This is a genomic window from Streptomyces sp. AHU1 (assembly GCF_045343905.1).
GTDB classification, from domain to species: Bacteria; Actinomycetota; Actinomycetes; order Streptomycetales; family Streptomycetaceae; genus Streptomyces; species Streptomyces triticiradicis.
The window spans coordinates 5,251,529-5,274,868 of sequence record NZ_CP174283.1; the positions used below are offsets into that span (position 1 = coordinate 5,251,529).

Genomic DNA, 23,340 nt, shown 5'->3' on the forward strand with positions numbered 1-23,340 from the left:
GAGTGAACACGCGAACGAGGGAACGCCGTGCGGGTCCGTGCGGCGTCGTGGAGGAGACCATCATCACCGTCATACGCAAGACAGCCACCGCGGTCGGCTGCACCGCTGTCCTCCTCACCGCGGCGGCCGCCTGCGGCACGGTCCAGAACCTCACCGCCGGGCAGAAGGTGGACCACGCCGTGGACCGCCTCGGCGAACAGAAGTCTCTCGCCTTCCAGTTGGACCTGGACGCCGACGCGGACGCGATCAACGCTCTCGCGGCCGAGGACGGTTCCGACGAATCGCTTCCGCCGGAGGCCGCGAAGTTCATCAGCGCGCTGCGTGTCGACGTCTCCGTCAAGTCCAGGAAGAAGCTGGCGGATTCGGGCGAGAAGGACCTCATCGGGACGAGCGTGAAGATCACGGGGACCGGCGGTGTCCTGGCCGAGTACCGGGTCATCGGCGATTTCATGTACTACCGCAGCAACATGAAGGCCGTCGGTGAGGCGATGGGCGTTCCCATGCCGTCGGCCGACGATCTCCCCCCGAGCCAGAAGGAGTTCAAGAAGCTCCTCGAGGGCGACTGGGTGAAGGTCGACATCAAGGAGCTGGAGTGGAAGTCCACCGGGGGTGCCTCGAAGGGGACCGCCGATTCCGGGGACGTCGACGCGAAGACCCAGAAGAAGGCTCTCGACGCCGTACGGGCCGTCATCGGCCGTGAGGTCCAGTTCCGGACCAAGGGCGGTGCCGACGGGACCGAGCACGTCATCGCCACGGGCAACTTCCGCGACCTGATCACCGGTGTCGTCGACAAGCTCCGTCCGCTGCAGGACGACCTCCCGGCAGGCGCGGAACTCCCCACCGCCAAGGACCTCAAGGACGCGCCGGACAAGAAGGTCGCCGTTGACTTCACCCTGAAGAACGGCGACCTCTGGCAGATCAGGACGGACCTGGCCGTCCTCTCCGACAGCCCGGGGAAGACCAAGCTGCCCCTCGTCCTGAAGTTCTCCGAGGCGGGTGACGTCAGCGCGCCGTCCGGAGCCACCGAGTTCCCCGTGGACAAGGTTCCCGGGGGGAGCCCGCTGGGTCGCGCGTTCGTGGGCGGCGGGTTCTAGACCGCCGACGCCCGCCGCCGACGCCGGCCGCTGACGCCCGCCGCTGACGCCCGCCGCCGGCCTCGGCAGCCGCCCGCGGGACGACGTGGCACGCGGGCCGCCCCGGCCGCCTTCACGCGCGCGTGGAGCGTTCTCGCCTCACGCGCGCGTGGCCGCCGTGGTGCCCGCCCCGGCTAGGACGGCTCTTCCCGTCCCTGCCGGGGCAGTTCCAGCCCGGACTCGGCCGCCGAGTCGCAGTACTCCCGCACCGCGCTGGTCCGCGCCACCACGCGCCCGCGGTGGATCACGACCCGGCTGTACGCGAGGGACAGGACCCCCGAAAGCCGGTCCCCGCGCACGGCGAGCAACTCGGCCGGGAACCCCGCCTCCACCCGCACCTCGGGCAGTCCGAGGGCGGCCCTGGCGGTACGGCTCACCATGTCGTACGCGTCCTCGGGGCGCAGCCCGCACCGGGAGGCCAGCAGGTACGCGGCCTCCAGGGGGTCCCCGCGTCCCACCGGGTTGGACACGTCGCGCAGGGCACCGCTGCCCGCCGTGACCCGTACCCCGGCCGCCCGCAACAGCCGTACGGGAGCGGTGCCGCGCCGGTCGGCCGAGCCGCAGCCGCCCTGCGGGAGGCACACCACCGTCACCCCGGCCGCGGCGAGCCGGTCCGCGGCGCGGGAGGCCACCTCGGAAGGCAGTCGGCCGAGGCCGCCGCACGGGCCGAGGGTCACCCCGGGCCGCAGCCCGCCCGCCATGGCGGCGAGCCGGGCGAGCCGGGCGGGATCGGCGGCGTCCGTGTGCAGGTCGACCGGACAGCCGTGTTCGGAGGCGAGTTCCAGGACGGCCTCGACGTACCCGGTCGGATCGGGGTCCGCGTCCGGGCAGCCGCCCACCACGGAAGCGCCCATCTTCAGGGCGTCCCGCAGCATCGCGAGCCCGTCGGCACCGGCCGCCCCGGTCAGCACCCGGGGCATCGCCACCGTCGCCAGTTCGACGAGCCCCCGCAAGGACCGCCGAGCCTCGAGCACCGCGGTCAGCGCGTCCAGTCCCTGCACGTCGCCGACGCGCACATGGGACCGCAAAGCGGTGGCGCCGTGCCCGAGTTGGAGCAGTGCCGCCTCTGTGGCCCGGCGCTGGACCGCCCGGTCGTCGTACGCGAGGGGCCCCTGGCCGTCGGCCGCCAGGGCCGTGTCGCCGTGCGCGTGGACCTCGGCCGGGGCCGGCAGGAGGAGGTAGCCGTCGAGGTCCACCTTCGCGGCGCGAGCCCCCGAGGCACCCGCCGCCAGGCTTCCCGCGGTGCCGACCGCCTCGATACGGCCGCCACCCAGCCGCACGTCCACGGTCCGGCCGTCGGTGAGCCGCGCCCCGCACAGCAGGAGAGCGGCCGTGTCGGTCTGTCCCGGGGCGGAATGACCCGAGGCGGAATGGGGCGGCTGCTGCTGGCTGTCGGGCATCGCACTCCTGTGGCTCGGGGACGGCTGCGGGAGGGACGACTGCGGAGCGTGGGGGCACAAGATCACGCAGCGTGAGTCGAGCCTAGGGCGGAGACCCGTCGACGTCAGGGAGGAGCGCAATAGTCGTACCGGCGTGGTCCGTCGACCGGTCGGGGACCGGCCACCTTCGGGACCGGTCCCCGACCGGCCGTCCCGGATCACCGTCCGGGACCGGCCGTCCCGGGCCACCGTCCAGGACCGGCCCGCGCCCACCCGCCCGTCTCCGGCCCGTCCCGCTCGCATGCCCGCCCTCGACCTCTCCCGCCCCGGTCGCGGCGCCTCGGCCGCCGCCGCGTCCAGGCGGCCCCGCACAGGGCGTGACGGAGCCCGGCCGCCCCTCGCGGGCCCACGACCGCACCCGGTCACCCCGAGCCGACCGCGATCGCGCCACAGGCGGCCGGAGAGCCCTCGCCCCGCGTGGTTCAAGGGCCCCGAGGGGCGGGTGAAGGCTCCGGGAACACCCGGGGAAACGTCGGAGATCAGGCCGGGGCGGGTGCCGCGAAACGGATTTGGGCGATCGGCGGAGGACCGTGTAATGTCTTCATCGCTCGCCCCAATAGCTCAGTCGGCAGAGCGTCTCCATGGTAAGGAGAAGGTCTACGGTTCGATTCCGTATTGGGGCTCTGGTGTGAAAGGTTCCCGTCGCAAGACGGGGCCCGATCGCATCTCAGCGGTGTAGCTCAGTCGGTAGAGCAAGCGGCTCATAATCGCTGTGTCACCGGTTCAAGTCCGGTCACCGCTACAGACAGTAGCCGATTGTGGGGTCGGTCCTTCGATCGGCTACTCTTCTATGCGTTAATGTCCCATCCGTTCGTCAAGGAGCACTCCTGTGGCTGCCACCGACGTCCGCCCGAAGATCACGCTGGCCTGCGTGGAGTGCAAGGAGCGGAACTACATCACCAAGAAGAACCGGCGTAACAACCCGGACCGACTGGAGATGAAGAAGCACTGCCCGCGTTGCAACGCGCACACCGCGCACCGCGAAACGCGATAATTCAGGCTCGTACACGAGGCCGTCCCCCTCACGGGGGGCGGCCTCGTGTCGTTGTGGAACCGGTGCCCGGTGCCCGGCGTGTATCCGGCGCATAGGCGGTACCGGAGTTTTCGAGCGAAGATGGGCCGTCCGGTCAGAACGGCCGGTCCCGTTGCGGCAGCCGTGACGACCGTCGCCATGAGGCGACCGGCACGGTGAAGGCATCCGGCGCGGTGAAGAGGCCGGGCGCAGCGAGGACGACAGCGCAGCGAAAACAACCAGGAGGTGCCGAGCCCATGGCGCTCGACCAGTCCTTCGTGGGGCGGTCCTACCCGCCCACCGACCCCTACGAGGTCGGTCGGGAGAAGATCCGCGAGTTCGCGGAGGCCGTGGGGGACAGCAACCCTGCGTACACGGACCCCGAGGCCGCACGTGCTCTCGGTCACCCGGATGTGATCGCCCCGCCCACCTTTGTGTTCGCCATCACGTTCAAGGCCGCGGGCCAGGTCATCCAGGACCCGCAGCTGGGTCTCGACTACAGCCGCGTGGTGCACGGCGACCAGAAGTTCGCGTACACCCGCCCGGTGCGCGCGGGCGACCGGCTCACGGTCACCTCGACCATCGAGTCGATCAAGTCCCTCGCGGGCAACGACATCCTGGACGTCCGTGGCGAGGTCCACGACGAGGCGGGCGAGCACGTCGTGACGGCTGTCACGAAGCTCGTGGCCCGCGCGGCGGAGGTGGGCTGACATGGCGGCGAAGATCTCTTACGCGGACGTCGAGGTCGGCACCGAGCTGCCGGCCCAGACGTTCTCCGTGACGCGCGCCACGCTCGTGCAGTACGCGGGGGCCTCCGGGGACTTCAACCCGATCCACTGGAACGAGAAGTTCGCGGTCGAGGTGGGCCTTCCCGACGTCATCGCGCACGGCATGTTCACCATGGCCGAGGCGATCCGTGTGGTGACCGACTGGGCGGGTGACCCGGGCGCCGTCGTCGAGTACGGCGTCCGCTTCACCAAGCCCGTGGTCGTCCCGAACGACGACAAGGGCGCCACCGTCGAGGTCAGCGGCAAGGTCGCCGCCAAGCTCGACGACAACACCGTCCGCGTGGACCTCACGGCGACCAGCGCCGGACAGAAGGTGCTGGGCATGTCGCGAGCGGTCGTACGACTGGCCTGACCTCGGGGTTCGGGGGCGTCCCCGACCGTGGGATCCAGAAGCGTTCCTGACCTCGGGGTCCGGAAGCGTCCGGGGCTGCCGGGCGTCCGCGCTTCGGCCGTCCGGTAAGGGGTGCCCGTCCATGACGGGCGCCCCTTACGCGTTTCCGGCCCCCGCTCACCCTTGACGTAGTTAGTGATTGAGTACTAACTTGGCCGCATGGTCAGGATGAGTGCGGAGGAGAGGCGCGAGAGCGTCGTCCGTGCGGCGATGAGCGAGTTCGCCCGCGGTGGCTACCACGGCACGTCCACCGAGGCGATCGCCCGGCGCGTGGGTGTCTCGCAGCCGTATCTCTTCAGGCTCTTCCCGGGCAAGAAGGCGATCTTCCTGGCGGCCGCCGAGCGCTGCATGGAGCTGGCCCGGCAGACGATGGTGGGGGCCGCCGAAGGACTGGAGGGCGAGGAAGCCCTGCACGCCATGGCCAACGCCTACGTCAAGGTCATCTCGGAGCACCCGGAGCGGCTGCTCATGCAGATGCAGACGTACGTCGCGGTCGCGGCGGCCGAGGAGGAGGGCGATCACGAGTTCGGCGAGACGGTCCGGGCCGGCTGGATGCGGCTCTGGGACGCCGTCCACGTGCCGCTCGGGGCCGACCCCGACGAGACGTCGACCTTCATGGCGTACGGGATGCTCATCAACTGCATGGTGGCGATGGGGTTCCCGCCCGAGCACCGGGTCTGGGAAGGGCTCTACCCGTCGGCGCGGATCACGGGCCGGCTGGAGAAGTAGCGCGAGAGGGCGCGAGAGGGAATGCGGAGCTCCGCGCCTTTTCGTGCCCGCAGAAGTTAGTCATCAATAACTAACGTCAATGGCGATCACATCACGCTCAGGGGGAGCGATGTCTCAGCGAACGACGAAGGCAACGGCAAAGGCAACGGCAAAGACAGCGGATGCGGCACCGGAACCGACCCCGCGTCGCGGTGGAGCCGGGTGGGCCCTCCTCATCACGAGCGTCGCCGGATTCATGGCGGCCCTCGACAATCTCGTCGTCACCACCGCCCTGCCCTCCATCCGCGAGGATCTCGGGGGAGCCCTGGGCGACCTGGAATGGACCGTGAGCGCCTACACGCTCACCTTCGCCGTCCTGCTGATGTTCGGTGCGGCGCTCGGTGACCGGTTCGGTCGCCGCAGGCTCTTCATGGTCGGTCTGACCGTCTTCACCGGGGCCTCCGCCGCCGCGGCCATGGCCCCCGGCATCGACTCCCTGATCGCCGCCCGCGCGGTCCAGGGCGTCGGCGCGGCGATCATGATGCCGCTCACCCTGACCCTGCTGACGGCCGCGGTCCCCGCCGCCAAGCGCGGGATGGCGTACGGGATCTGGGGCGCCGTCAACGGGCTCGCGGTCGCGTCGGGCCCCCTCATCGGCGGCAGCCTCACCGAACACGTCTCCTGGCACTGGATCTTCTGGCTGAACGTTCCGCTGGGTCTCGCGGTGCTCCCGCTCGCCCGGCTGCGCCTGTCCGAGTCGTTCGGCGCCGGTGCCCGGCTCGACTTCCCCGGCACGCTGCTCGCCAGCGGCGGTCTCTTCGGGATCGTCTACGGACTGGTCCGCGGTCCCTCCGACGGCTGGACCGGCGCGCTCGTCCTGACCGGTCTGATCGCCGGTACCGCCCTGCTCGCCGGCTTCGTCGTCCACGGCACCCGGGCGAAGAACCCGATGCTCCCGATGCGTCTCTTCCGCTCCCGCGCCTTCGCCGGGATCAACGCGGCCAGCCTGCTGATGTTCCTCGGGATGTTCGGCTCGATCTTCCTGCTCAGCCAGTACATGCAGGGCGTGCTCGGCTACTCGCCGACCGAGGCGGGACTGCGGATGCTCCCCTGGACCGGCATGCCGATGCTCGTCGCGCCCGTCGCCGGCTACCTGTCCGACCGCGTGGGCGGGCGTCCCGTCGTCGCCACCGGGCTCTTCCTCCAGGCCGCCGGGCTCGCGTACTACGCCTTCGTGGTCGCCGCCGACGCCTCGTACTCCTCCCAGCTGCCCGCGCTGATCATCAGCGGTATCGGGATGTCGCTCTACTTCGCCCCGGCCTCCAACCTGGTCATGTCCAGCGTCCGGCCGCAGGAGCAGGGCATCGCCTCCGGCGCCAACAACGCGCTGCGCGAGGTGGGCGGCGCGCTCGGCATCGCGGTGATGTCCTCGATCTTCTCGGCGCAGGGCGGCTACGCGACCGCCGAGACCTTCATCGACGGACTGCGGCCCGCGCTCGTGGTCGGTGCCTTCGTCGTGGCCCTCGCGGGGATCGCGGCCCTGGTCGTCCCGTCCGCGCGGCGCACGGCGCACACCGGGACGCCCGAGGACCCGGAGCGCGTCCTGGACGCCGGCCCGACGGCCGCACTGGAGACCACTTCTCCGGAGAGCGCCCCTGCCGGAACCGCCCGCCTGGAAGCCGCCTCCCGCTGACGCGCGGAACGAGGACGGCGGCACCCGGCCCGGCCCCGGGATCCCCCGGCCGTCCGGTCGGACCACCGGGAGAGCCGCCCCGGCCGAGCGCCCGGGCACGGACGGTCCCGCCCCCTTTGGGCGGGACCGTCCGCACGTCCGGAGCGCACCGGTGGCCGGGCGCCCCCGCCCCTTCTCGTACTCTTGGGCCCGTGCAGGAACTCCACGATGCCCCGCTCGCCCCGCTGACCACCTTCCGGCTCGGTGGCCCGGCCGCCCGGCTGATCACCGCCACGACCGACGCCGAGGTGATCGCCGCCGTGCGCGAGGCCGACGACGCCGGTACGCCGCTGCTGCTCATCGGCGGCGGATCGAACCTCGTCATCGGCGACAAGGGCTTCGACGGGACCGCCCTGCGCATCGCCACGAAGGGCTTCTCCCTCGACGGTACGAACCTGGAGCTGGCCGCGGGCGAGGTGTGGACCGACGCGGTCGCGCGCACCGTGGAGGCCGGGCTCGCCGGGATCGAGTGCCTCGCCGGCATCCCCGGGTCCGCCGGTGCGACGCCGATCCAGAACGTGGGCGCGTACGGCCAGGAAGTGTCGTCGACGATCACCGAAGTGATCGCCTACGACCGGAAGACGCGCGAGACGGTCACGCTGACCAATGCCGAGTGCGCGTTCTCGTACCGCCACAGCCGTTTCAAGGCCGACCCCGAGCGCCATGTGGTGCTCCGGGTGCGCTTCGGCCTGGAGGACGCGCAGGGACTGTCGGCGCCGCTCAAGTACCCGGAGACGGCCCGCGCGCTCGGTGTGGAGGCCGGGGACCGCGTGCCCCTCGACGCCGCCCGCGAGACCGTCCTGAAGCTGCGTGCGGGGAAGGGCATGGTGCTCGACCCCGAGGACCACGACACCTGGTCGGCCGGGTCGTTCTTCACCAACCCGATCCTCACGGACGAGGCGTTCGCCGCGTTCCACGCGCGCGTGCGGGAGCGGCTCGGCGCCGACGCCGTGCCCCCGGCGTACGCGGCGGGCGACGGCCACACCAAGACGTCGGCGGCCTGGCTCATCGACAAGGCCGGCTTCACCAAGGGCTACGGCACCGGCCCGGCCCGCATCTCCACCAAGCACACCCTCGCCCTGACCAACCGGGGCGCGGCGACCACCGAGGACCTGCTCGCGCTGGCCCGCGAGGTCGTCGCCGGGGTCCACGAGGCCTTCGGGATCACGCTCGTCAACGAGCCGGTGACGGTGAACGCGAGCCTCTGAGCGGCTTATGGGCGCGCCCTAGGCCCTGTCGTCAAATTCCCGCCTGCCCCGCGACGCCCGGCACGCACTCTCGCCGCACCGGGCGAAAGCCCAAGTACGTCCAGTACGAGGACTTCCGCCCGGCACGCCGAGAGCACGCACCGGACGCCGCAGGGCCGCCCTTCGGGCGACGACGGGAATTTGACGACAGGGCCTAGTAGGCGACCCCCACCCCCTGCTTCACGGTCGCCGGATCGTCGATCATCGCGAGCATCGCGTGGGCCACGTCGGCGCGCGCGATGAAGCGGCCCCGGGGCGGGGAGCCTCCGACGACCGTGCGGTACGAGCCGGTCAGCGGCTTGTTCTGGAGCCGGGGCGGCCGCACCGCGGTCCAGTCCGTGGCGCTGGCCGCCAGCGCGCCCTCCATCTCCCGCAGGTCGGCGTAGACGTCCTTCAGCAGCGCGGAGATCAGCCGCAGCATCGCGCGGTCGAGAAGGGTGTCGTCCTGCGCGGCGGGTCCGACCGGGGCCGCGCTGACGACCAGCAGCCGCCGGGTCTGTTCCGCCTCCATGGCGGCCAGCACCGTACGGGTGAGCCGGGCCGCGACCCCGGCGTCCTTGCGGCTGCGCGCGCCGAGGCCGGACAGGACCGCGTCCCGGCCCGCGACGGCGGGGCGCAGCGGTCCCGGGTCGGTGAGATCCGCGCGCACGACCTCCAGGCCCGCGCCCGTGACGGTGAACCGCGCGGGATCGCGGACGACCGCCGTGACCTGATGGCCCGCGCCCAGGGCCTGGCGGACGATCTCCTGGCCGATGCCTCCGGTGGCACCCAGAACGGTGAGTTTCATGACCTGCTCCGCAACGCATGAGAGGGGAGATGGGGGGACGGAGGACGGAACGCCGGGAAGGCCGTCGATCCGTCCGGCCCCCGTTCGACCGGCTTCCGTCCGGGTGGGTGAGTGTTCACTCACCCCTGCTTCTTCTAGAGTGAGTAAGTACTCACCCACTCGTCAACCCCAAAGGGCGGGTCATGGAATCCTTGGGCCCCATGCAGCAGAAATCCGCCACGGAGACCACGCCGTCCGAGCCGTCGAAGCCGACCCGGATCCGCATCCTCGACGCGGCGCACGAGCTCATGCTCACGCTCGGCCTCTCCCGGACCACCACCAAGGAGATCGCCAGGGCGGCCGGCTGCTCCGAGGCGGCGCTCTACAAGTACTTCGCGAGCAAGGAGGAGCTGTTCATCCGGGTCCTCCACGAGCGGCTGCCCCGGCTGGGCCCCCTCCTGGAGCGGCTGACGGCCGAGCCGCGGGAGCACTCCCTGGAGGAGAACCTCACGCAGATCGCCCGCCAGGCGGCCCTCTTCTACGAACAGAGCTTCCCGATCGCCGCCTCGCTGTACGCGGACCCGCAGCTCAAGCGCCGCCACGACGAGACCGTGCGGGCCATGGGCGCGGGGCCGCATATGCCGATCCGGGGCGTCGCCGCCTATCTGCTGGCGGAGCAGCGGGCCGGGCGCGTCCAGCCGGACGCCGACACCTACGCGGCGGCCTCCCTGCTCCTCGGGGCCTGTGCGCAGCGCGCCTTCGCCTACGACGCCACCGAGGAGGGCACGCCGCCGCCCCTGGACACCTTCGCCCCGGCGCTGGCCCGCACCCTGCTCGCAGGGATCGCGCCCCGGGACACGGGTGCCGCGGCCGCCGGCGCGCGGTAGGCAGGCCGGACCGGTCGGCGGGGTCGGCGGGGGCGGGCTGCCCTCAGGCGGCCAGCCAGTCGTCGACGCCGGCCAGCAGCTTTCTCCGGACGTCCTCGGGCGCGGCCGAGGCGCGGACGGACTGCCGGGCCAGCTCGGCCAGCTCCTGGTCCGTGAAGGCGTGGTGGCGGCGGGCGATCTCGTACTGGGCGGCGAGCCGGGAGCCGAAGAGCAGCGGGTCGTCGGCGCCGAGGGCCATCGGCACCCCGGCTTCGAACAGAGTGCGCAGGGGGACGTCGGCGTGCTTCTCGTAGACGCCCAGGGCGACGTTCGAGGTGGGGCAGACCTCGCAGGTCACCCCGCGGTCCGCGAGGCGCTTCAGCAGCCGCGGGTCCTCGGCGGCCCGCACCCCGTGGCCGATCCGGGAGGCGTGCAGGTCGTCCAGGCAGTCGCGGACCGAGGCGGGGCCGGTCAGCTCGCCGCCGTGGGGGGCGGACAGCAGCCCGCCCTCGCGCGCGATGGCGAAGGCCCGGTCGAAGTCGCGCGCCATGCCCCGCCGCTCGTCGTTGGAGAGCCCGAAACCGACGATCCCCCGGTCCGCGTACCGCACGGCGAGCCGGGCCAGTGTGCGGGCGTCCAGGGGGTGCTTCATCCGGTTGGCGGCCACCAGGACGCGCATTCCGAGCCCGGTGTCCCGCACGGTCGAGTCGACCGCGTCCAGGATGACCTCCAGGGCCGGGATCAGACCGCCCAGGCGCGGGGCGTACGACGTCGGGTCGACCTGGATCTCCAGCCAGCCCGAGCCGTCCTTCAGGTCCTCCTCGGCGGCCTCGCGCACCAGCCGCTGGATGTCCTCGGGCTCCCTCAGGCAGGACCGCGCCGCGTCGTACAGGCGCTGGAAGCGGAACCAGCCGCGTTCGTCGGTCGCCCGCAGTTTCGGCGGTTCCCCGCTGGTCAGCGCCTCGGTCAGCGTCTCGGGCAGCCGTACGCCGTACTTGTCGGCGAGCTCCAGAACGGTGCCGGGCCGCATCGACCCGGTGAAGTGCAGGTGCAGATGGGCCTTCGGAAGTTGACTGACATCACGTACGCGCTCCATCCAGAGATCCTGCCGCACCCGGACGCCGTGCCGGTAGGGCTTTCCCTGATCGGGCGCTTGCTCGAACGGACGAACGGGGGCCGGCCACTCCGCGGAGAGTGGCCGGCCCCCGTACGCGCGCGTGGAGCGCGGTGACGTCACCGGTGCCCCGGAGGGCGGGCGAGGACGCCGGAGGTCAGTCCGTGGCCTCGGCCAGCAGCTTCTGGATCCGGCTGACGCCCTCGACGAGGTCCTCGTCACCGAGCGCGTACGACAGCCGCAGGTAGCCCGGCGTGCCGAAGGCCTCACCCGGGACGACCGCGACCTCGGCCTCCTCCAGGATGAGCGCGGCCAGCTCGACGGTGTCCGCGGGGCGCTTGCCGCGGATCTCCTTGCCGAGCAGTTCCTTGACCGAGGGGTACGCGTAGAAGGCGCCCTCGGGCTCGGGGCAGAGCACGCCGTCGATCTCGTTCAGCATGCGCACGATGGTCTTGCGGCGGCGGTCGAAGGCCTCGCGCATCTTCGCGACGGCCTCGAGGTCGCCGGAGACGGCGGCGAGCGCGGCGACCTGGGCCACGTTCGAGACGTTCGAGGTGGCGTGCGACTGGAGGTTGGTCGCGGCCTTGATCACGTCCTTCGGGCCGATGACCCAGCCCACGCGCCAGCCGGTCATCGCGTACGTCTTGGCGACGCCGTTGACGACGATGCACTTGTCGCGCAGCTCGGGGACCACCACGGGCAGCGAGTGGAACTCGGCGTCGCCGTAGACCAGGTGCTCGTAGATCTCGTCGGTCAGGACCCACAGGCCCTTCTCGGCGGCCCAGCGGCCGATCTCCTCGATCTGCTCGCGGGTGTAGACCGCGCCCGTCGGGTTGGACGGGGAGACGAAGAGCAGCACCTTGGTGTTCTCGGTGCGGGCGGCCTCCAGCTGCTCCACCGAGACGCGGTAGCCGGTGGTCTCGTCGGCGACGACCTCCACCGGGACGCCGCCGGCCAGGCGGATGGACTCCGGGTAGGTCGTCCAGTACGGCGCCGGGACGATGACCTCGTCGCCCGGGTCGAGGATCGCGGCGAAGGCCTCGTAGATGGCCTGCTTGCCGCCGTTGGTGACGAGGACCTCGGCGGCCTCCACCTCGAAGCCGGAGTCGCGCAGCGTCTTCGCGGCGATCGCGGCCTTCAGCTCGGGAAGCCCGCCGGCCGGCGTGTAGCGGTGGTACTTGGGGTTCGAGCAGGCCTCGATGGCGGCCTGGACGATGTAGTCCGGGGTCGGGAAGTCGGGCTCACCGGCGCCGAAGCCGATCACCGGACGTCCGGCGGCCTTGAGGGCCTTGGCCTTGGCGTCCACGGCGAGGGTGGCGGATTCGGAGATCGCGCCGACTCGGGCGGAGACCCGGCGCTCAGTGGGAGGGGTTGCAGGGCTCATGACCCCTATCGTTTCAGACCGGAATCGCCCCCGGCACATTGGTTTCACGGACTGGGCGAGGGCAGAACATCCGTACGGATCCGTGCGGTCCACCAGTGGATCTTCAGTGCGGCGGGCCCCTGCCGACACTTTCTGTTCGACGCCCGGCTCCGGACCACGTACACTCTCACCTCGTTGGCCTTCACCGGCCGCGCCCCACCGGTGCACACCGAGCACCCGGTCGGATGCGGTACGTTGGGGAAGACAAAGGGTCGTAGCTCAATTGGTAGAGCACCGGTCTCCAAAACCGGCGGTTGGGGGTTCAAGTCCCTCCGGCCCTGCTACACACACCGCCAGGATGTGTGCGCATGTACGTACTGCAATGCACCGCCGTGCGGCTCCACCGGGCGCGGCACGGTCACGACCCGGGAATCAGGTGAGGACGAGTGACGGACGCCGTGGGCTCCATCGACATGCCTGATGCCGAGGCGCCGGAGTCCAAGAAGAAGGCCCGCAAGGGCGGTAAGCGTGCCAAGAAGGGCCCGCTGAAGCGCCTCGCCACCTTCTACCGCCAGATCATCGCGGAACTCCGCAAGGTCGTCTGGCCGACTCGCCATCAGCTGACGACTTACACCACAGTGGTGATTGTGTTCGTCGTCATCATGATCGGCCTGGTGACCGTGATTGACTATGGGCTCAACCACGCCGCCAAGTACGTCTTCGGCTGAGCCGAGAGCGAAGGGCGCCGACATCGGCGCCCCTTTCGCGCGTTCCACCCCCATGTATCCAGGAAGAAGCAGCCACCGTGTCTGACCCGAACCTGAACGATGCCTCCGAGTCGGTCGAGTCCGTTGACGACGAGCTCGAGACCGTCGAGGGAGCGGACGTCGAGGACGAGTTCGAGGCTGCCGATGCCGCCGCCGGCGAGAGCGCCGAGGACGAGGCACTGCACGTCGAGGACGAGTCCGGTGAGGACGACGAGGACGCGGCCGCCGAGGCCGAGGCCGAAGAAGAGGCCGAGCCCGTCGACCCCGTGACCGCCCTGCGCGAGGAACTGCGTCTGCTCCCCGGCGAGTGGTACGTCATCCACACCTACGCCGGTTACGAGAACCGCGTGAAGACCAACCTCGAGCAGCGTGCCGTCTCGCTGAACGTCGAGGACTTCATCTTCCAGGCCGAGGTGCCGCAGGAAGAGGTCGCGCAGATCAAGAACGGCGAGCGCAAGACGATCAAGCAGAACAAGCTCCCGGGCTACGTCCTGGTCCGCATGGACCTGACGAACGAGTCCTGGGGTGTCGTCCGCAACACGCCCGGCGTCACCGGCTTCGTGGGCAACGCCTACGACCCGTACCCGCTGACCCTGGACGAGATCGTCAAGATGCTCGCCCCGGAGGCCGAGGAGAAGGCCGCCCGCGAGGCCGCCGAGGCCGAGGGCAAGCCCGCTCCGCAGCGCAAGGTCGAGGTCCAGGTGCTGGACTTCGAGGTCGGCGACTCGGTCACCGTCACCGACGGCCCGTTCGCCACGCTGCAGGCCACCATCAACGAGATCAACGCCGACTCGAAGAAGGTCAAGGGCCTCGTCGAGATCTTCGGCCGCGAGACCCCGGTCGAGCTCTCCTTCGACCAGATCCAGAAGAACTAGCACCTTCTGGACGTACGTCTTCCGATCAGGTCAGACGGGCTGTCACAGCCGGTCTGACCTGCTCGGTTTTTAGCCGCGCACAGATACCCGTTATCGTTGTGCGGTATGCCTCCATCCGGATCATTTCCTCGGTTGTGGGGCAGCCGTCCGGGGCGACTCGGACGTAGGAAGGCGAAAACGAAAGAGGACCCGGAATGCCTCCCAAGAAGAAGAAGGTCACGGGGCTCATCAAGCTCCAGATCAACGCCGGTGCGGCGAACCCGGCCCCGCCGGTCGGCCCCGCGCTCGGTCAGCACGGCGTCAACATCATGGAGTTCTGCAAGGCCTACAACGCGGCGACCGAGTCGCAGCGTGGCTGGGTCATCCCGGTGGAGATCACGGTCTACGAGGACCGCTCCTTCACCTTCGTGACCAAGACTCCGCCGGCCGCCAAGATGATCCTCAAGGCCGCGGGTGTCGAGAAGGGCTCCGGCGAGCCGCACAAGACCAAGGTCGCCAAGATCACCGAGGCGCAGGTCCGCGAGATCGCCACGACCAAGATGCCCGACCTCAACGCCAACGACCTGGACGCCGCCGCGAAGATCATCGCCGGCACCGCCCGTTCCATGGGCATCACGGTCGAGGGCTGACACCCACCTTCGTAGGAACCCTGCGGCCGCGGCCGCACGTGGCGGGGCCTGCTCGGCCCGTACCACGACTCCTCAGAACACACCAGGAGCAGTAGTGAGCAAGCGCAGCAAGTCCCTCCGGGCTGCGGACGCCAAGGTCGACCGGGACAAGCTCTACGCCCCGCTCGAGGCCGTCCGTCTCGCCAAGGAGACCTCCACCAGCAAGTTCGACGGCACCGTCGAGGTCGCCTTCCGCCTGGGTGTCGACCCGCGCAAGGCCGACCAGATGGTCCGTGGCACCGTGAACCTGCCGCACGGCACCGGCAAGACCGCCCGGGTCCTGGTCTTCGCGACCGGTGACCGTGCTGCGGCCGCGGAGGCCGCGGGCGCCGACATCGTCGGCTCCGACGAACTGATCGACGAGGTCGCGAAGGGCCGTCTGGACTTCGACGCCGTCGTCGCCACCCCGGACCTCATGGGCAAGGTCGGCCGCCTCGGCCGCGTGCTCGGTCCCCGTGGTCTCATGCCGAACCCCAAGACCGGCACCGTGACCCCCGACGTCGCCAAGGCTGTCACCGACATCAAGGGCGGCAAGATCGAGTTCCGCGTCGACAAGCACTCGAACCTGCACTTCATCATCGGCAAGGTGTCCTTCGACGACACCAAGCTGGTGGAGAACTACGGTGCGGCGCTCGACGAGATCCTCCGTCTGAAGCCGTCGGCCGCCAAGGGCCGCTACGTCAAGAAGGCCGCGATCAGCACCACGATCGGCCCCGGCATTCCTGTCGACCCGAACCGCACCCGCAACCTCCTCGTCGAGGAGGACCCGGCCGCCGTCTGAGCCCTTCGCTCACCCCGGTGACCGCGTCGCGCACGCGTATCTGAGCGGGCCCCGCAACCTTTCGAGGTGCGGGGCCCGTCCTCATGTGCGGAGGCCTTCGCGGACGCTGTCCGGAACCTTCCCGGGGCGGCCGCCCCGGCCGGAAATCCGGGTACGAGTGTCAGTGGGGCGCGCTAGCGTGCGGTTCACAGATTTCACATAGGGGTGGGACGAATGAACAGCACCATGGTGCGCCGTGTGACTCTCTCGATCGCGTTAACGACCGTGCTGGCGGGGGTGGCGGCCTGCAACTCCTCGGGTTCCTCCGGGAGTTCGGGCAGCGGCGACAAGGCGGGCCACAAGAGCGCCACACGCGTCAGCCCCATCGCGGCCCTGCGCTCCGCGGAGAGGTCCACCGACGGCGCCGACTCCGCGCGGATCGAGTCCACGACGACCCTGGGCACGCTGATGTCCATGAAGTCGGGCGGCGTCATGGCCTGGGGCGACGGCTTCACCGGCGACATGAAGATCACGTACACCGGCGGCACGATGGCCGACACGATGCGCCAGACGGGCAGCGACTCCATGGAGGCCCGCTACCTGTCCGACGCCTACTACGCGAAGATGGGCGACGCCTTCGCCCGGCAGGCGGGCGGCAAGCACTGGATCCGGTACGGGTACGACGACCTGGCGAAGTTCGGGGGCGGCTCCGGCGCGCTCCTGAAGGACCAGATGCAGAACAGCTCGCCGAACCAGTCGGTGAAGCTCCTGCTGGCGTCCGGTGACGTCAAGAAGGTCGGCGAGGAGACGGTCCGAGGCAAGAGGACCACGCACTACGCGGGCACGGTGGACGTGAGCGACCTCGCGGCCCGCAGCTCCCACCTCACCGCGAGCCAACTGGCCGACATGAAGAAGCAGTTCACCACGGCCGGCATCACGACGGAGGACGTGGACATCTGGGTCGACGCCGAGGACCTGCTCATCAAGGCGGTCTCCGAGGCGGCGATGACCAGCGGCACGATGTCCTCCACGACGTACTACAGCGACTACGGGGTGAAGGTCTCCGCCGAAGCGCCCCCGGCCGGTGACACCACGGACTTCAAGGACCTCCTGTCGAAGCAGGGCGTGACACCGGGCAGCGGCGACACGGCGACCGGCTCCAGCACCGGCTCTGCCTCCTGAGCCTCCGCCGCCCCTCCCCGGGCATCCCCGAAGTCCGTCTCGAGCAGCTGAGTTGCGTGAAAACCCAGGTGATCGTCCGGGCCCCCTGGGCTACGCTCGCGCCGAATCTGTGAATCGAGCACCTGTTCCTTGGGGGGAACCTTGAAGCTTTCTGTGAGCAACTCGGTACGGCACCGGGCGACCGGGGCGGCACTCGCGGCACTGGTCCTCGGCGGGGGCGCGGTGGGCTGTACGAAGGGCGCGCAGGAGGAGTCGCCCGCGCTCACGCCCGCCGCGGCCGTGGCGAAGGCGGCGAAGAAGACCGGCGACATCACCTCCTTCCGCTACCGGATGTCCGGCAAGGTCCCGATGGAGGGCCGGATCAGCGCCGAGGCGGCGATGAGCGTGAAGCCGCTGGCCATGAGCATGAAGATGACGGGCGGGAAGCAGGCGTCCACCGGCCCGTTCGAGATCCGGCTCGTGGGCAAGGCGATGTACGTCGACGGCGGCACCCGGACCGCCAAGGACATGGACGGCAAGCGCTGGATGAAATTTGACATGTCCGTGCTGGGTGCGAAGGGGCAGCCGAACACGGGCCAGGCCGGTGACTGGCAGGCGGACAAGAACCCGGCGACCGAGTCGGCCTTCCTCGACGGCTCCAAGGACCTGAAGAAGGTCGGGGCCGAGACCGTCGACGGCGTGAAGACCACGCACTACAAGGGGACGGTCCCCTTCGACGAGTACCGCAAGTCCCTCAAGAGCCAGGACAAGACCACCCGCGAGAAGCGGGAGAAGGCCCTCGACCAGTACGAGAAGATGGGCATCGACAAGGTCACGATGGACATGTGGATCGACGGCGACGACCGCGCCAAGCAGCTCCGCATGCGGGGGGCCGCCCACTACGGTCCGCTCGACCTGACCATCACCTTCCTGGACTACAACAAGCCCGTGACCGTGACCGCCCCGCCGGCCAAGGACACCGTCGACCTCGCCGAGATGATGAAGGGTGTCCAGCAGCAGGGCTGACCGCCGCCGGAGCCGCGGGCGCGGCCGGCGGCCGGGCCGTTCGGCCGGATTTGCTTGACGCCGTCCCCTTCACGTACTCTCCTCGAGAAGCCAAAGACCGCTGGTCGTTGCCCCGCGCTCGCAAGAGGGTGTGGTGACCGAAGGATCCGCTGAACTGCGGACGACCCGCGCAGGTGATCGTGGATGTGTTCCCGGAGTCCGTACGCCCAGCGTGCGGAGGAATCCGGTCGAGCTACGCCCCGTGCGCCTGCGCCGGGGCGTTTTGTTTTGTCGGCCCCTTCTGAGCGGTCCTCATCACCCGGAAGGAGGCCACGCTTATGGCAAGGCCCGACAAGGCTGCCGCGGTAGCCGAGCTCGCGGACCAGTTCCGCAGCTCGAACGCCGCCGTGCTGACCGAGTACCGGGGTCTCACCGTGGCGCAGCTCAAGACGCTGCGTCGTTCGCTCGGTGAAGACGCCCAGTACGCCGTGGTGAAGAACACGCTGACCAAGATCGCGGCCAACGAGGCCGGGATCTCCACGCTCGACGACCTGTTCAACGGTCCGACGGCGGTCGCCTTCATCTCCGGTGACCCGGTGGTGTCGGCGAAGGGTCTTCGTGACTTCGCCAAGGACAACCCGAACCTCGTCATCAAGGGCGGTGTCCTTGACGGCAAGGCGCTGTCCGCCGACGAGATCAAGAAGCTTGCGGACCTCGAGTCCCGCGAGGTTCTGCTCGCCAAGCTGGCGGGTGCCTTCAAGGGCAAGCAGACCCAGACTGCTCGCCTCTTCCAGGCCCTGCCCTCGAAGTTCGTCCGCACCGCGGAGGCGCTTCGTGTCAAGCAGGCCGAGCAGGGCGGTGCCGAGTAATTCGGCTCGCGCATTGACCGCCGCCTGAGGCGACGGTCGTAGCGGGCCGAACGTACGCCCGCCTCACCAGTACATCCGGCACCTGCCGAATTAGTGGAAGGACGCCATCATGGCGAAGCTGTCCCAGGAAGAGCTGCTCGAGCAGTTCGAGAACCTCACCCTCATCGAGCTCGCCGAGTTCGTGAAGGCCTTCGAGGAGAAGTTCGACGTCACCGCCGCCGCGGCCGTCGCCGTTGCCGCCGGTCCGGCCCAGGGTGGTGGCGAGACCGCCGCCGCCGAGGAGCAGGACGAGTTCGACGTCATCCTCACGGGTGCCGGCGAGAAGAAGATCCAGGTCATCAAGGTCGTGCGCGAGCTCACCTCCCTGGGTCTCAAGGAGGCCAAGGACCTCGTCGACGGCGCCCCGAAGCCCGTCCTCGAGAAGGTCGCCAAGGACGCCGCGGACAAGGCCGCCGAGGCCCTCAAGGGCGCCGGCGCCTCCGTCGAGGTCAAGTAACTCGACGAGTCCCCCGAGGACTCCTGCGAAGCCGGCGCAGTCGCTCCCGTAGCGCTGTAACGCTGACGCACTGAAGAGCGATCACCCAACTGGGTGGTCGCTCTTCGGCGTTCAGGGGATCCTTCCGGGGGCCTGAAGCGGCAGCCTTGCGCTGTGGGCCGCGACGAGTATGGTGATCTTCGTTGTGCCTCCGGCCACCCTGTGACAGGCAGAGGGACGGGTTGCAAGACGGGCCGCACGTGACGATCGCGGCACTTGCTTTGGGCATGGGGGGCCTTGACGAACCGCACGCAGCGCGCAATTCTCAGGACGCGTCGTCACAACGATCCGTATCCGAGGCATGGATCGCTGACGGAGAGGGCAGTATCGATGTGCATTGAGGGCGTGGCTTGCCACAGGTGTTGAGAACAGTGAGAGTCTCAAAAAACAGGGACTGGACATCAGTGAGCCGAGTGGCTACACTGACCCTTTGCGCTGCCTGTTAGCTGCCTCCTGCCCGTCACCAGGGGCATGCCCGTGTTTGAGCATCGACTGTTGGACCACCTCTGACCTGGCCTTTATCGGCCGGATCGGGAACGGCCCGACGCCATGTCCGACATGGGACCGGTACGCGCGTAGTGAGTCCGAGCCCTCGGAAGGACCCCCTCTTGGCCGCCTCGCGCACTGCCTCGACCGCGAATACGAACAACGGCGCCAGCACCGCCCCGCTGCGCATCTCCTTTGCAAAGATCAAGGAGCCCCTCGAGGTTCCGAACCTTCTTGCGCTGCAGACCGAGAGCTTCGACTGGCTGCTCGGCAACGACGCGTGGAAGGCTCGTGTCGAGGCGGCTCTGGACAGCGGACAGGACGTCCCCACCAAGTCCGGTCTGGAGGAGATCTTCGAGGAGATCTCCCCGATCGAGGACTTCAGCGGGTCGATGTCCCTGACGTTCCGCGACCACCGTTTCGAGCCGCCGAAGAACTCCATCGACGAGTGCAAGGACCGCGACTTCACGTACGCGGCCCCGCTCTTCGTCACCGCCGAGTTCACCAACAACGAGACCGGCGAGATCAAGTCCCAGACGGTCTTCATGGGCGACTTCCCGCTCATGACCAACAAGGGCACCTTCGTCATCAACGGCACCGAGCGTGTCGTCGTGTCGCAGCTGGTCCGCTCGCCGGGTGTCTACTTCGACTCCTCCATCGACAAGACGTCCGACAAGGACATCTTCTCGGCCAAGGTCATCCCCTCCCGGGGTGCCTGGCTGGAGATGGAGATCGACAAGCGCGACATGGTCGGTGTCCGCATCGACCGCAAGCGCAAGCAGTCCGTCACCGTCCTCCTGAAGGCTCTCGGCTGGACCACCGAGCAGATCCTCGAGGAGTTCGGCGAGTACGAGTCCATGCGCGCCACCCTGGAGAAGGACCACACCCAGGGCCAGGACGACGCGCTGCTGGACATCTACCGCAAGCTGCGTCCGGGCGAGCCGCCGACGCGCGAGGCCGCGCAGACGCTTCTGGAGAACCTCTACTTCAACCCGAAGCGCTACGACCTCGCCAAGGTCGGCCGTTACAAGGTCAACAAGAAGCTGGGCGGCGACGCCCCGCTCGACGCCGGCATCCTGACCGTCGAGGACATCATCTCGACGATCAAGTACCTGGTGAAGCTGCACGCGGGCGAGACCGAGACGGTCGGCGACAACGGCACCTCGATCGTCGTCGAGACCGACGACATCGACCACTTCGGCAACCGTCGTCTGCGCAACGTCGGCGAGCTCATCCAGAACCAGGTCCGCACGGGTCTGGCTCGTATGGAGCGCGTCGTGCGCGAGCGCATGACGACCCAGGACGTCGAGGCGATCACGCCGCAGACGCTGATCAACATCCGGCCGGTCGTCGCCTCCATCAAGGAGTTCTTCGGCACCAGCCAGCTGTCGCAGTTCATGGACCAGAACAACCCGCTGTCGGGTCTCACCCACAAGCGCCGTCTGTCGGCCCTTGGCCCGGGTGGTCTCTCCCGTGAGCGGGCCGGCTTCGAGGTCCGTGACGTGCACCCGTCGCACTACGGCCGCATGTGCCCGATCGAGACCCCTGAAGGCCCGAACATCGGTCTGATCGGCTCGCTCGCCTCCTACGGCCGCGTGAACGCGTTCGGTTTCGTCGAGACGCCCTACCGCCGGGTCACCGACGGTGTCGTCACCGACGAGGTCGACTACCTCACGGCCGACGAGGAGGACCGCTTCGTCATCGCGCAGGCCAACGCGCCGCTGACGGACGAGCTCCGCTTCGAGGAGTCCCGCGTCCTGGTCCGCCGTCGTGGCGGCGAGGTCGACTACGTCCCCGGCGACGACGTCGACTACATGGACGTCTCCCCGCGCCAGATGGTGTCGGTCGCGACCGCGATGATCCCGTTCCTGGAGCACGACGACGCCAACCGTGCCCTCATGGGCGCGAACATGATGCGCCAGGCCGTGCCCCTCATCAAGTCCGAGGCGCCGCTGGTCGGCACCGGCATGGAGTACCGCTGCGCGGTCGACGCCGGTGACGTCCTGAAGTCGGAGAAGGACGGTGTGGTCCAGGAGGTCTCCGCGGACTACATCACCACCGCCAACGACGACGGCACGTACACCACGTACCGCCTGCACAAGTTCTCCCGGTCGAACCAGGGCACCTCCGTCAACCAGAAGGTTGTCGTGGACGAGGGCGCCCGCGTGATCGAGGGCCAGGTCCTGGCCGACGGTCCCGCGACCGAGGACGGCGAGATGGCCCTCGGCAAGAACCTGCTCGTGGCGTTCATGCCGTGGGAGGGTCACAACTACGAGGACGCGATCATCCTGTCGCAGCGCCTCGTGCAGGACGACGTCCTCTCCTCGATCCACATCGAGGAGCACGAGGTCGACGCCCGTGACACCAAGCTCGGCCCCGAGGAGATCACCCGGGACATCCCGAACGTCTCCGAGGAGGTCCTCGCCGACCTCGACGAGCGCGGCATCATCCGTATCGGTGCCGAGGTCGTCGCCGGCGACATCCTCGTCGGCAAGGTCACGCCCAAGGGTGAGACCGAGCTGACGCCCGAGGAGCGCCTGCTGCGCGCGATCTTCGGTGAGAAGGCCCGTGAGGTCCGTGACACCTCGCTGAAGGTCCCGCACGGCGAGATCGGCAAGGTCATCGGCGTCCGCGTCTTCGACCGCGAAGAGGGCGACGAGCTGCCCCCGGGCGTGAACCAGCTCGTCCGCGTCTACGTCGCGCAGAAGCGCAAGATCACCGACGGTGACAAGCTCGCTGGCCGCCACGGCAACAAGGGTGTCATCTCGAAGATCCTGCCGATCGAGGACATGCCGTTCCTGGAGGACGGCACCCCGGTCGACATCATCCTCAACCCGCTCGGTGTCCCGTCCCGAATGAACCCGGGACAGGTGCTGGAGATCCACCTCGGCTGGCTCGCCAGCCGCGGCTGGGACGTCTCCGGCCTCGCGGACGACTGGGCCAAGCGCCTCCAGGCCATCGGTGCCGACCAGGTCCCGCCGCGGACGAACGTCGCCACCCCGGTCTTCGACGGTGCGCGCGAGGACGAGCTCGCGGGTCTGTTCGAGCACACCCTGCCCAACCGCGACGGTGACCGCCTGGTCCTCCCGTCCGGCAAGGCGAGGCTGTTCGACGGCCGCTCCGGCGAGCCGTTCCCGGACCCGATCTCGGTCGGGTACATGTACATCCTCAAGCTGCACCACCTGGTCGACGACAAGCTGCACGCCCGCTCGACCGGTCCGTACTCGATGATCACCCAGCAGCCGCTGGGTGGTAAGGCTCAGTTCGGTGGCCAGCGCTTCGGTGAGATGGAGGTGTGGGCGCTGGAGGCGTACGGCGCCGCTTACGCCCTCCAGGAGCTGCTGACGATCAAGTCCGACGACGTGACCGGCCGCGTGAAGGTCTACGAGGCCATCGTCAAGGGCGAGAACATCCCCGAGCCCGGCATCCCCGAGTCCTTCAAGGTGCTCATCAAGGAGATGCAGTCCCTGTGCCTCAACGTGGAGGTGCTGTCCTCGGACGGCATGTCCATCGAGATGCGCGACACCGACGAGGACGTCTTCCGCGCGGCGGAGGAGCTCGGCATCGACCTGTCCCGGCGCGAGCCGAGCAGCGTCGAAGAGGTCTGACGGGAGTCCGGCCGGGCCTTGGCACCTGTGGAAAAGGTGACCAGGGC

The 23,340-nt window shown here is 69.4% G+C and carries 21 protein-coding genes and 3 tRNA genes; 20 read left to right on the forward strand and 4 right to left on the reverse strand.

Annotated elements, in window-relative coordinates:
- Positions 1–47 precede the first annotated feature (47 nt).
- Positions 48–1,094 (forward strand): hypothetical protein, encoded by a 1,047-nt coding sequence (locus tag ACICHK_RS23500; protein ID WP_406838440.1) that lies wholly within the window; start codon positions 48–50, stop codon positions 1,092–1,094.
- A gap of 173 nt (positions 1,095–1,267) precedes the next feature.
- Here the strand turns inward: ACICHK_RS23500 and ACICHK_RS23505 are convergent, their stop codons facing one another.
- Complete coding sequence (locus tag ACICHK_RS23505; protein WP_406838441.1) at positions 1,268–2,533, reverse strand: amidohydrolase family protein; 1,266 nt, start codon at positions 2,531–2,533, stop codon at positions 1,268–1,270.
- A gap of 589 nt (positions 2,534–3,122) precedes the next feature.
- Here ACICHK_RS23505 and ACICHK_RS23510 point away from each other — a divergent pair.
- From ACICHK_RS23510 to ACICHK_RS23545, 8 genes are all read left to right on the forward strand, one after another.
- Positions 3,123–3,195: transfer RNA gene (locus ACICHK_RS23510), tRNA-Thr, on the forward strand.
- A gap of 46 nt (positions 3,196–3,241) precedes the next feature.
- A tRNA-Met gene (locus ACICHK_RS23515) sits at positions 3,242–3,314 on the forward strand.
- An 87-nt stretch (positions 3,315–3,401) separates the two neighbouring features.
- Positions 3,402–3,566, forward strand: coding sequence for a 50S ribosomal protein L33 (gene rpmG / locus ACICHK_RS23520; protein ID WP_003948671.1), 165 nt, complete (start codon positions 3,402–3,404; stop codon positions 3,564–3,566).
- Positions 3,567–3,841: 275 nt separating this feature from the next.
- Positions 3,842–4,294 (forward strand): MaoC family dehydratase N-terminal domain-containing protein, encoded by a 453-nt coding sequence (locus ACICHK_RS23525; protein ID WP_406838442.1) that lies wholly within the window; start codon positions 3,842–3,844, stop codon positions 4,292–4,294.
- A 1-nt stretch (position 4,295) separates the two neighbouring features.
- Positions 4,296–4,724: a MaoC family dehydratase gene (locus tag ACICHK_RS23530; RefSeq protein WP_103549151.1), complete on the forward strand. Its 429-nt coding sequence runs from the start codon at positions 4,296–4,298 to the stop codon at positions 4,722–4,724.
- Between the two features lie 198 nt (positions 4,725–4,922).
- Positions 4,923–5,492, forward strand: a complete 570-nt coding sequence (locus ACICHK_RS23535) for a TetR/AcrR family transcriptional regulator (RefSeq protein WP_406838443.1) — start codon at positions 4,923–4,925, stop codon at positions 5,490–5,492.
- Positions 5,493–5,601: 109 nt separating this feature from the next.
- The gene (locus ACICHK_RS23540) at positions 5,602–7,164 is read left to right on the forward strand and encodes a DHA2 family efflux MFS transporter permease subunit (protein WP_406838444.1); all 1,563 of its coding nucleotides are present in this window, start codon (positions 5,602–5,604) and stop codon (positions 7,162–7,164) included.
- Positions 7,165–7,355: 191 nt separating this feature from the next.
- Positions 7,356–8,411: a UDP-N-acetylmuramate dehydrogenase gene (locus ACICHK_RS23545; protein ID WP_406838445.1), complete on the forward strand. Its 1,056-nt coding sequence runs from the start codon at positions 7,356–7,358 to the stop codon at positions 8,409–8,411.
- Between the two features lie 193 nt (positions 8,412–8,604).
- Here ACICHK_RS23545 and ACICHK_RS23550 read toward each other — a convergent pair whose 3' ends face one another.
- A complete protein-coding gene (locus ACICHK_RS23550) occupies positions 8,605–9,237 on the reverse strand; it encodes an NAD(P)-dependent oxidoreductase (protein ID WP_406838446.1) in 633 nt (210 codons plus the stop codon).
- Between the two features lie 200 nt (positions 9,238–9,437).
- On the opposite strand from ACICHK_RS23550, the gene ACICHK_RS23555 reads away from it, so the two are divergent.
- Positions 9,438–10,103 (forward strand): TetR/AcrR family transcriptional regulator, encoded by a 666-nt coding sequence (locus tag ACICHK_RS23555; protein ID WP_406838447.1) that lies wholly within the window; start codon positions 9,438–9,440, stop codon positions 10,101–10,103.
- A gap of 43 nt (positions 10,104–10,146) precedes the next feature.
- Here ACICHK_RS23555 and ACICHK_RS23560 read toward each other — a convergent pair whose 3' ends face one another.
- Entirely contained in the window at positions 10,147–11,178 is a 1,032-nt protein-coding gene (locus ACICHK_RS23560; protein WP_406838448.1) for an adenosine deaminase, read from the reverse strand.
- Positions 11,179–11,353: 175 nt separating this feature from the next.
- Entirely contained in the window at positions 11,354–12,580 is a 1,227-nt protein-coding gene (locus ACICHK_RS23565; RefSeq protein ID WP_151473518.1) for a pyridoxal phosphate-dependent aminotransferase, read from the reverse strand.
- 247 nt (positions 12,581–12,827) lie between these two features.
- Here ACICHK_RS23565 and ACICHK_RS23570 point away from each other — a divergent pair.
- The 10 genes from ACICHK_RS23570 to rpoB all read left to right on the forward strand — a co-directional run bounded on the left by ACICHK_RS23570 (position 12,828) and on the right by rpoB (position 23,293).
- Positions 12,828–12,900 (forward strand) — tRNA-Trp (locus ACICHK_RS23570).
- Between the two features lie 105 nt (positions 12,901–13,005).
- Complete coding sequence (secE, locus tag ACICHK_RS23575) at positions 13,006–13,287, forward strand: preprotein translocase subunit SecE (RefSeq protein WP_151473517.1); 282 nt, start codon at positions 13,006–13,008, stop codon at positions 13,285–13,287.
- 77 nt (positions 13,288–13,364) lie between these two features.
- Positions 13,365–14,201, forward strand: a complete 837-nt coding sequence (gene nusG / locus ACICHK_RS23580; RefSeq protein WP_151473516.1) for a transcription termination/antitermination protein NusG — start codon at positions 13,365–13,367, stop codon at positions 14,199–14,201.
- Between the two features lie 194 nt (positions 14,202–14,395).
- A complete protein-coding gene (rplK, locus tag ACICHK_RS23585) occupies positions 14,396–14,830 on the forward strand; it encodes a 50S ribosomal protein L11 (protein WP_037627044.1) in 435 nt (144 codons plus the stop codon).
- A gap of 94 nt (positions 14,831–14,924) precedes the next feature.
- On the forward strand, positions 14,925–15,650 hold the full coding sequence (rplA, locus tag ACICHK_RS23590; protein ID WP_151473515.1) for a 50S ribosomal protein L1: 726 nt from the start codon (positions 14,925–14,927) through the stop codon (positions 15,648–15,650).
- Between the two features lie 213 nt (positions 15,651–15,863).
- A complete protein-coding gene (locus ACICHK_RS23595) occupies positions 15,864–16,811 on the forward strand; it encodes a hypothetical protein (RefSeq protein ID WP_406838449.1) in 948 nt (315 codons plus the stop codon).
- Positions 16,812–16,964: 153 nt separating this feature from the next.
- Positions 16,965–17,816: a DUF1396 domain-containing protein gene (locus ACICHK_RS23600; protein WP_406841299.1), complete on the forward strand. Its 852-nt coding sequence runs from the start codon at positions 16,965–16,967 to the stop codon at positions 17,814–17,816.
- A gap of 317 nt (positions 17,817–18,133) precedes the next feature.
- On the forward strand, positions 18,134–18,664 hold the full coding sequence (rplJ, locus tag ACICHK_RS23605; protein WP_406838450.1) for a 50S ribosomal protein L10: 531 nt from the start codon (positions 18,134–18,136) through the stop codon (positions 18,662–18,664).
- Positions 18,665–18,773: 109 nt separating this feature from the next.
- On the forward strand, positions 18,774–19,160 hold the full coding sequence (gene rplL, locus ACICHK_RS23610; RefSeq protein ID WP_406838451.1) for a 50S ribosomal protein L7/L12: 387 nt from the start codon (positions 18,774–18,776) through the stop codon (positions 19,158–19,160).
- Positions 19,161–19,807: 647 nt separating this feature from the next.
- The gene (gene rpoB, locus ACICHK_RS23615; RefSeq protein ID WP_037627035.1) at positions 19,808–23,293 is read left to right on the forward strand and encodes a DNA-directed RNA polymerase subunit beta; all 3,486 of its coding nucleotides are present in this window, start codon (positions 19,808–19,810) and stop codon (positions 23,291–23,293) included.
- Positions 23,294–23,340 lie beyond the last annotated feature (47 nt).

What these genes read in the sequence shown, in the direction of transcription:
- ACICHK_RS23505 (WP_406838441.1), bottom strand. Translation starts at nt 2,533, where the DNA reads ATGCCCGACAGCCAGCAGCAGCCGCCCCATTCCGCCTCGGGTCATTCC.
- rplJ (WP_406838450.1), top strand. Translation starts at nt 18,134, where the DNA reads ATGGCAAGGCCCGACAAGGCTGCCGCGGTAGCCGAGCTCGCGGACCAG.
- ACICHK_RS23530 (WP_103549151.1), top strand. Translation starts at nt 4,296, where the DNA reads ATGGCGGCGAAGATCTCTTACGCGGACGTCGAGGTCGGCACCGAGCTG.
- ACICHK_RS23525 (WP_406838442.1), top strand. Translation starts at nt 3,842, where the DNA reads ATGGCGCTCGACCAGTCCTTCGTGGGGCGGTCCTACCCGCCCACCGAC.
- ACICHK_RS23550 (WP_406838446.1), bottom strand. Translation starts at nt 9,237, where the DNA reads ATGAAACTCACCGTTCTGGGTGCCACCGGAGGCATCGGCCAGGAGATC.
- rplL (WP_406838451.1), top strand. Translation starts at nt 18,774, where the DNA reads ATGGCGAAGCTGTCCCAGGAAGAGCTGCTCGAGCAGTTCGAGAACCTC.
- ACICHK_RS23595 (WP_406838449.1), top strand. Translation starts at nt 15,864, where the DNA reads ATGAACAGCACCATGGTGCGCCGTGTGACTCTCTCGATCGCGTTAACG.
- ACICHK_RS23555 (WP_406838447.1), top strand. Translation starts at nt 9,438, where the DNA reads ATGCAGCAGAAATCCGCCACGGAGACCACGCCGTCCGAGCCGTCGAAG.
- rplK (WP_037627044.1), top strand. Translation starts at nt 14,396, where the DNA reads ATGCCTCCCAAGAAGAAGAAGGTCACGGGGCTCATCAAGCTCCAGATC.
- ACICHK_RS23535 (WP_406838443.1), top strand. Translation starts at nt 4,923, where the DNA reads ATGGTCAGGATGAGTGCGGAGGAGAGGCGCGAGAGCGTCGTCCGTGCG.
- ACICHK_RS23560 (WP_406838448.1), bottom strand. Translation starts at nt 11,178, where the DNA reads ATGGAGCGCGTACGTGATGTCAGTCAACTTCCGAAGGCCCATCTGCAC.
- ACICHK_RS23565 (WP_151473518.1), bottom strand. Translation starts at nt 12,580, where the DNA reads ATGAGCCCTGCAACCCCTCCCACTGAGCGCCGGGTCTCCGCCCGAGTC.
- ACICHK_RS23540 (WP_406838444.1), top strand. Translation starts at nt 5,602, where the DNA reads ATGTCTCAGCGAACGACGAAGGCAACGGCAAAGGCAACGGCAAAGACA.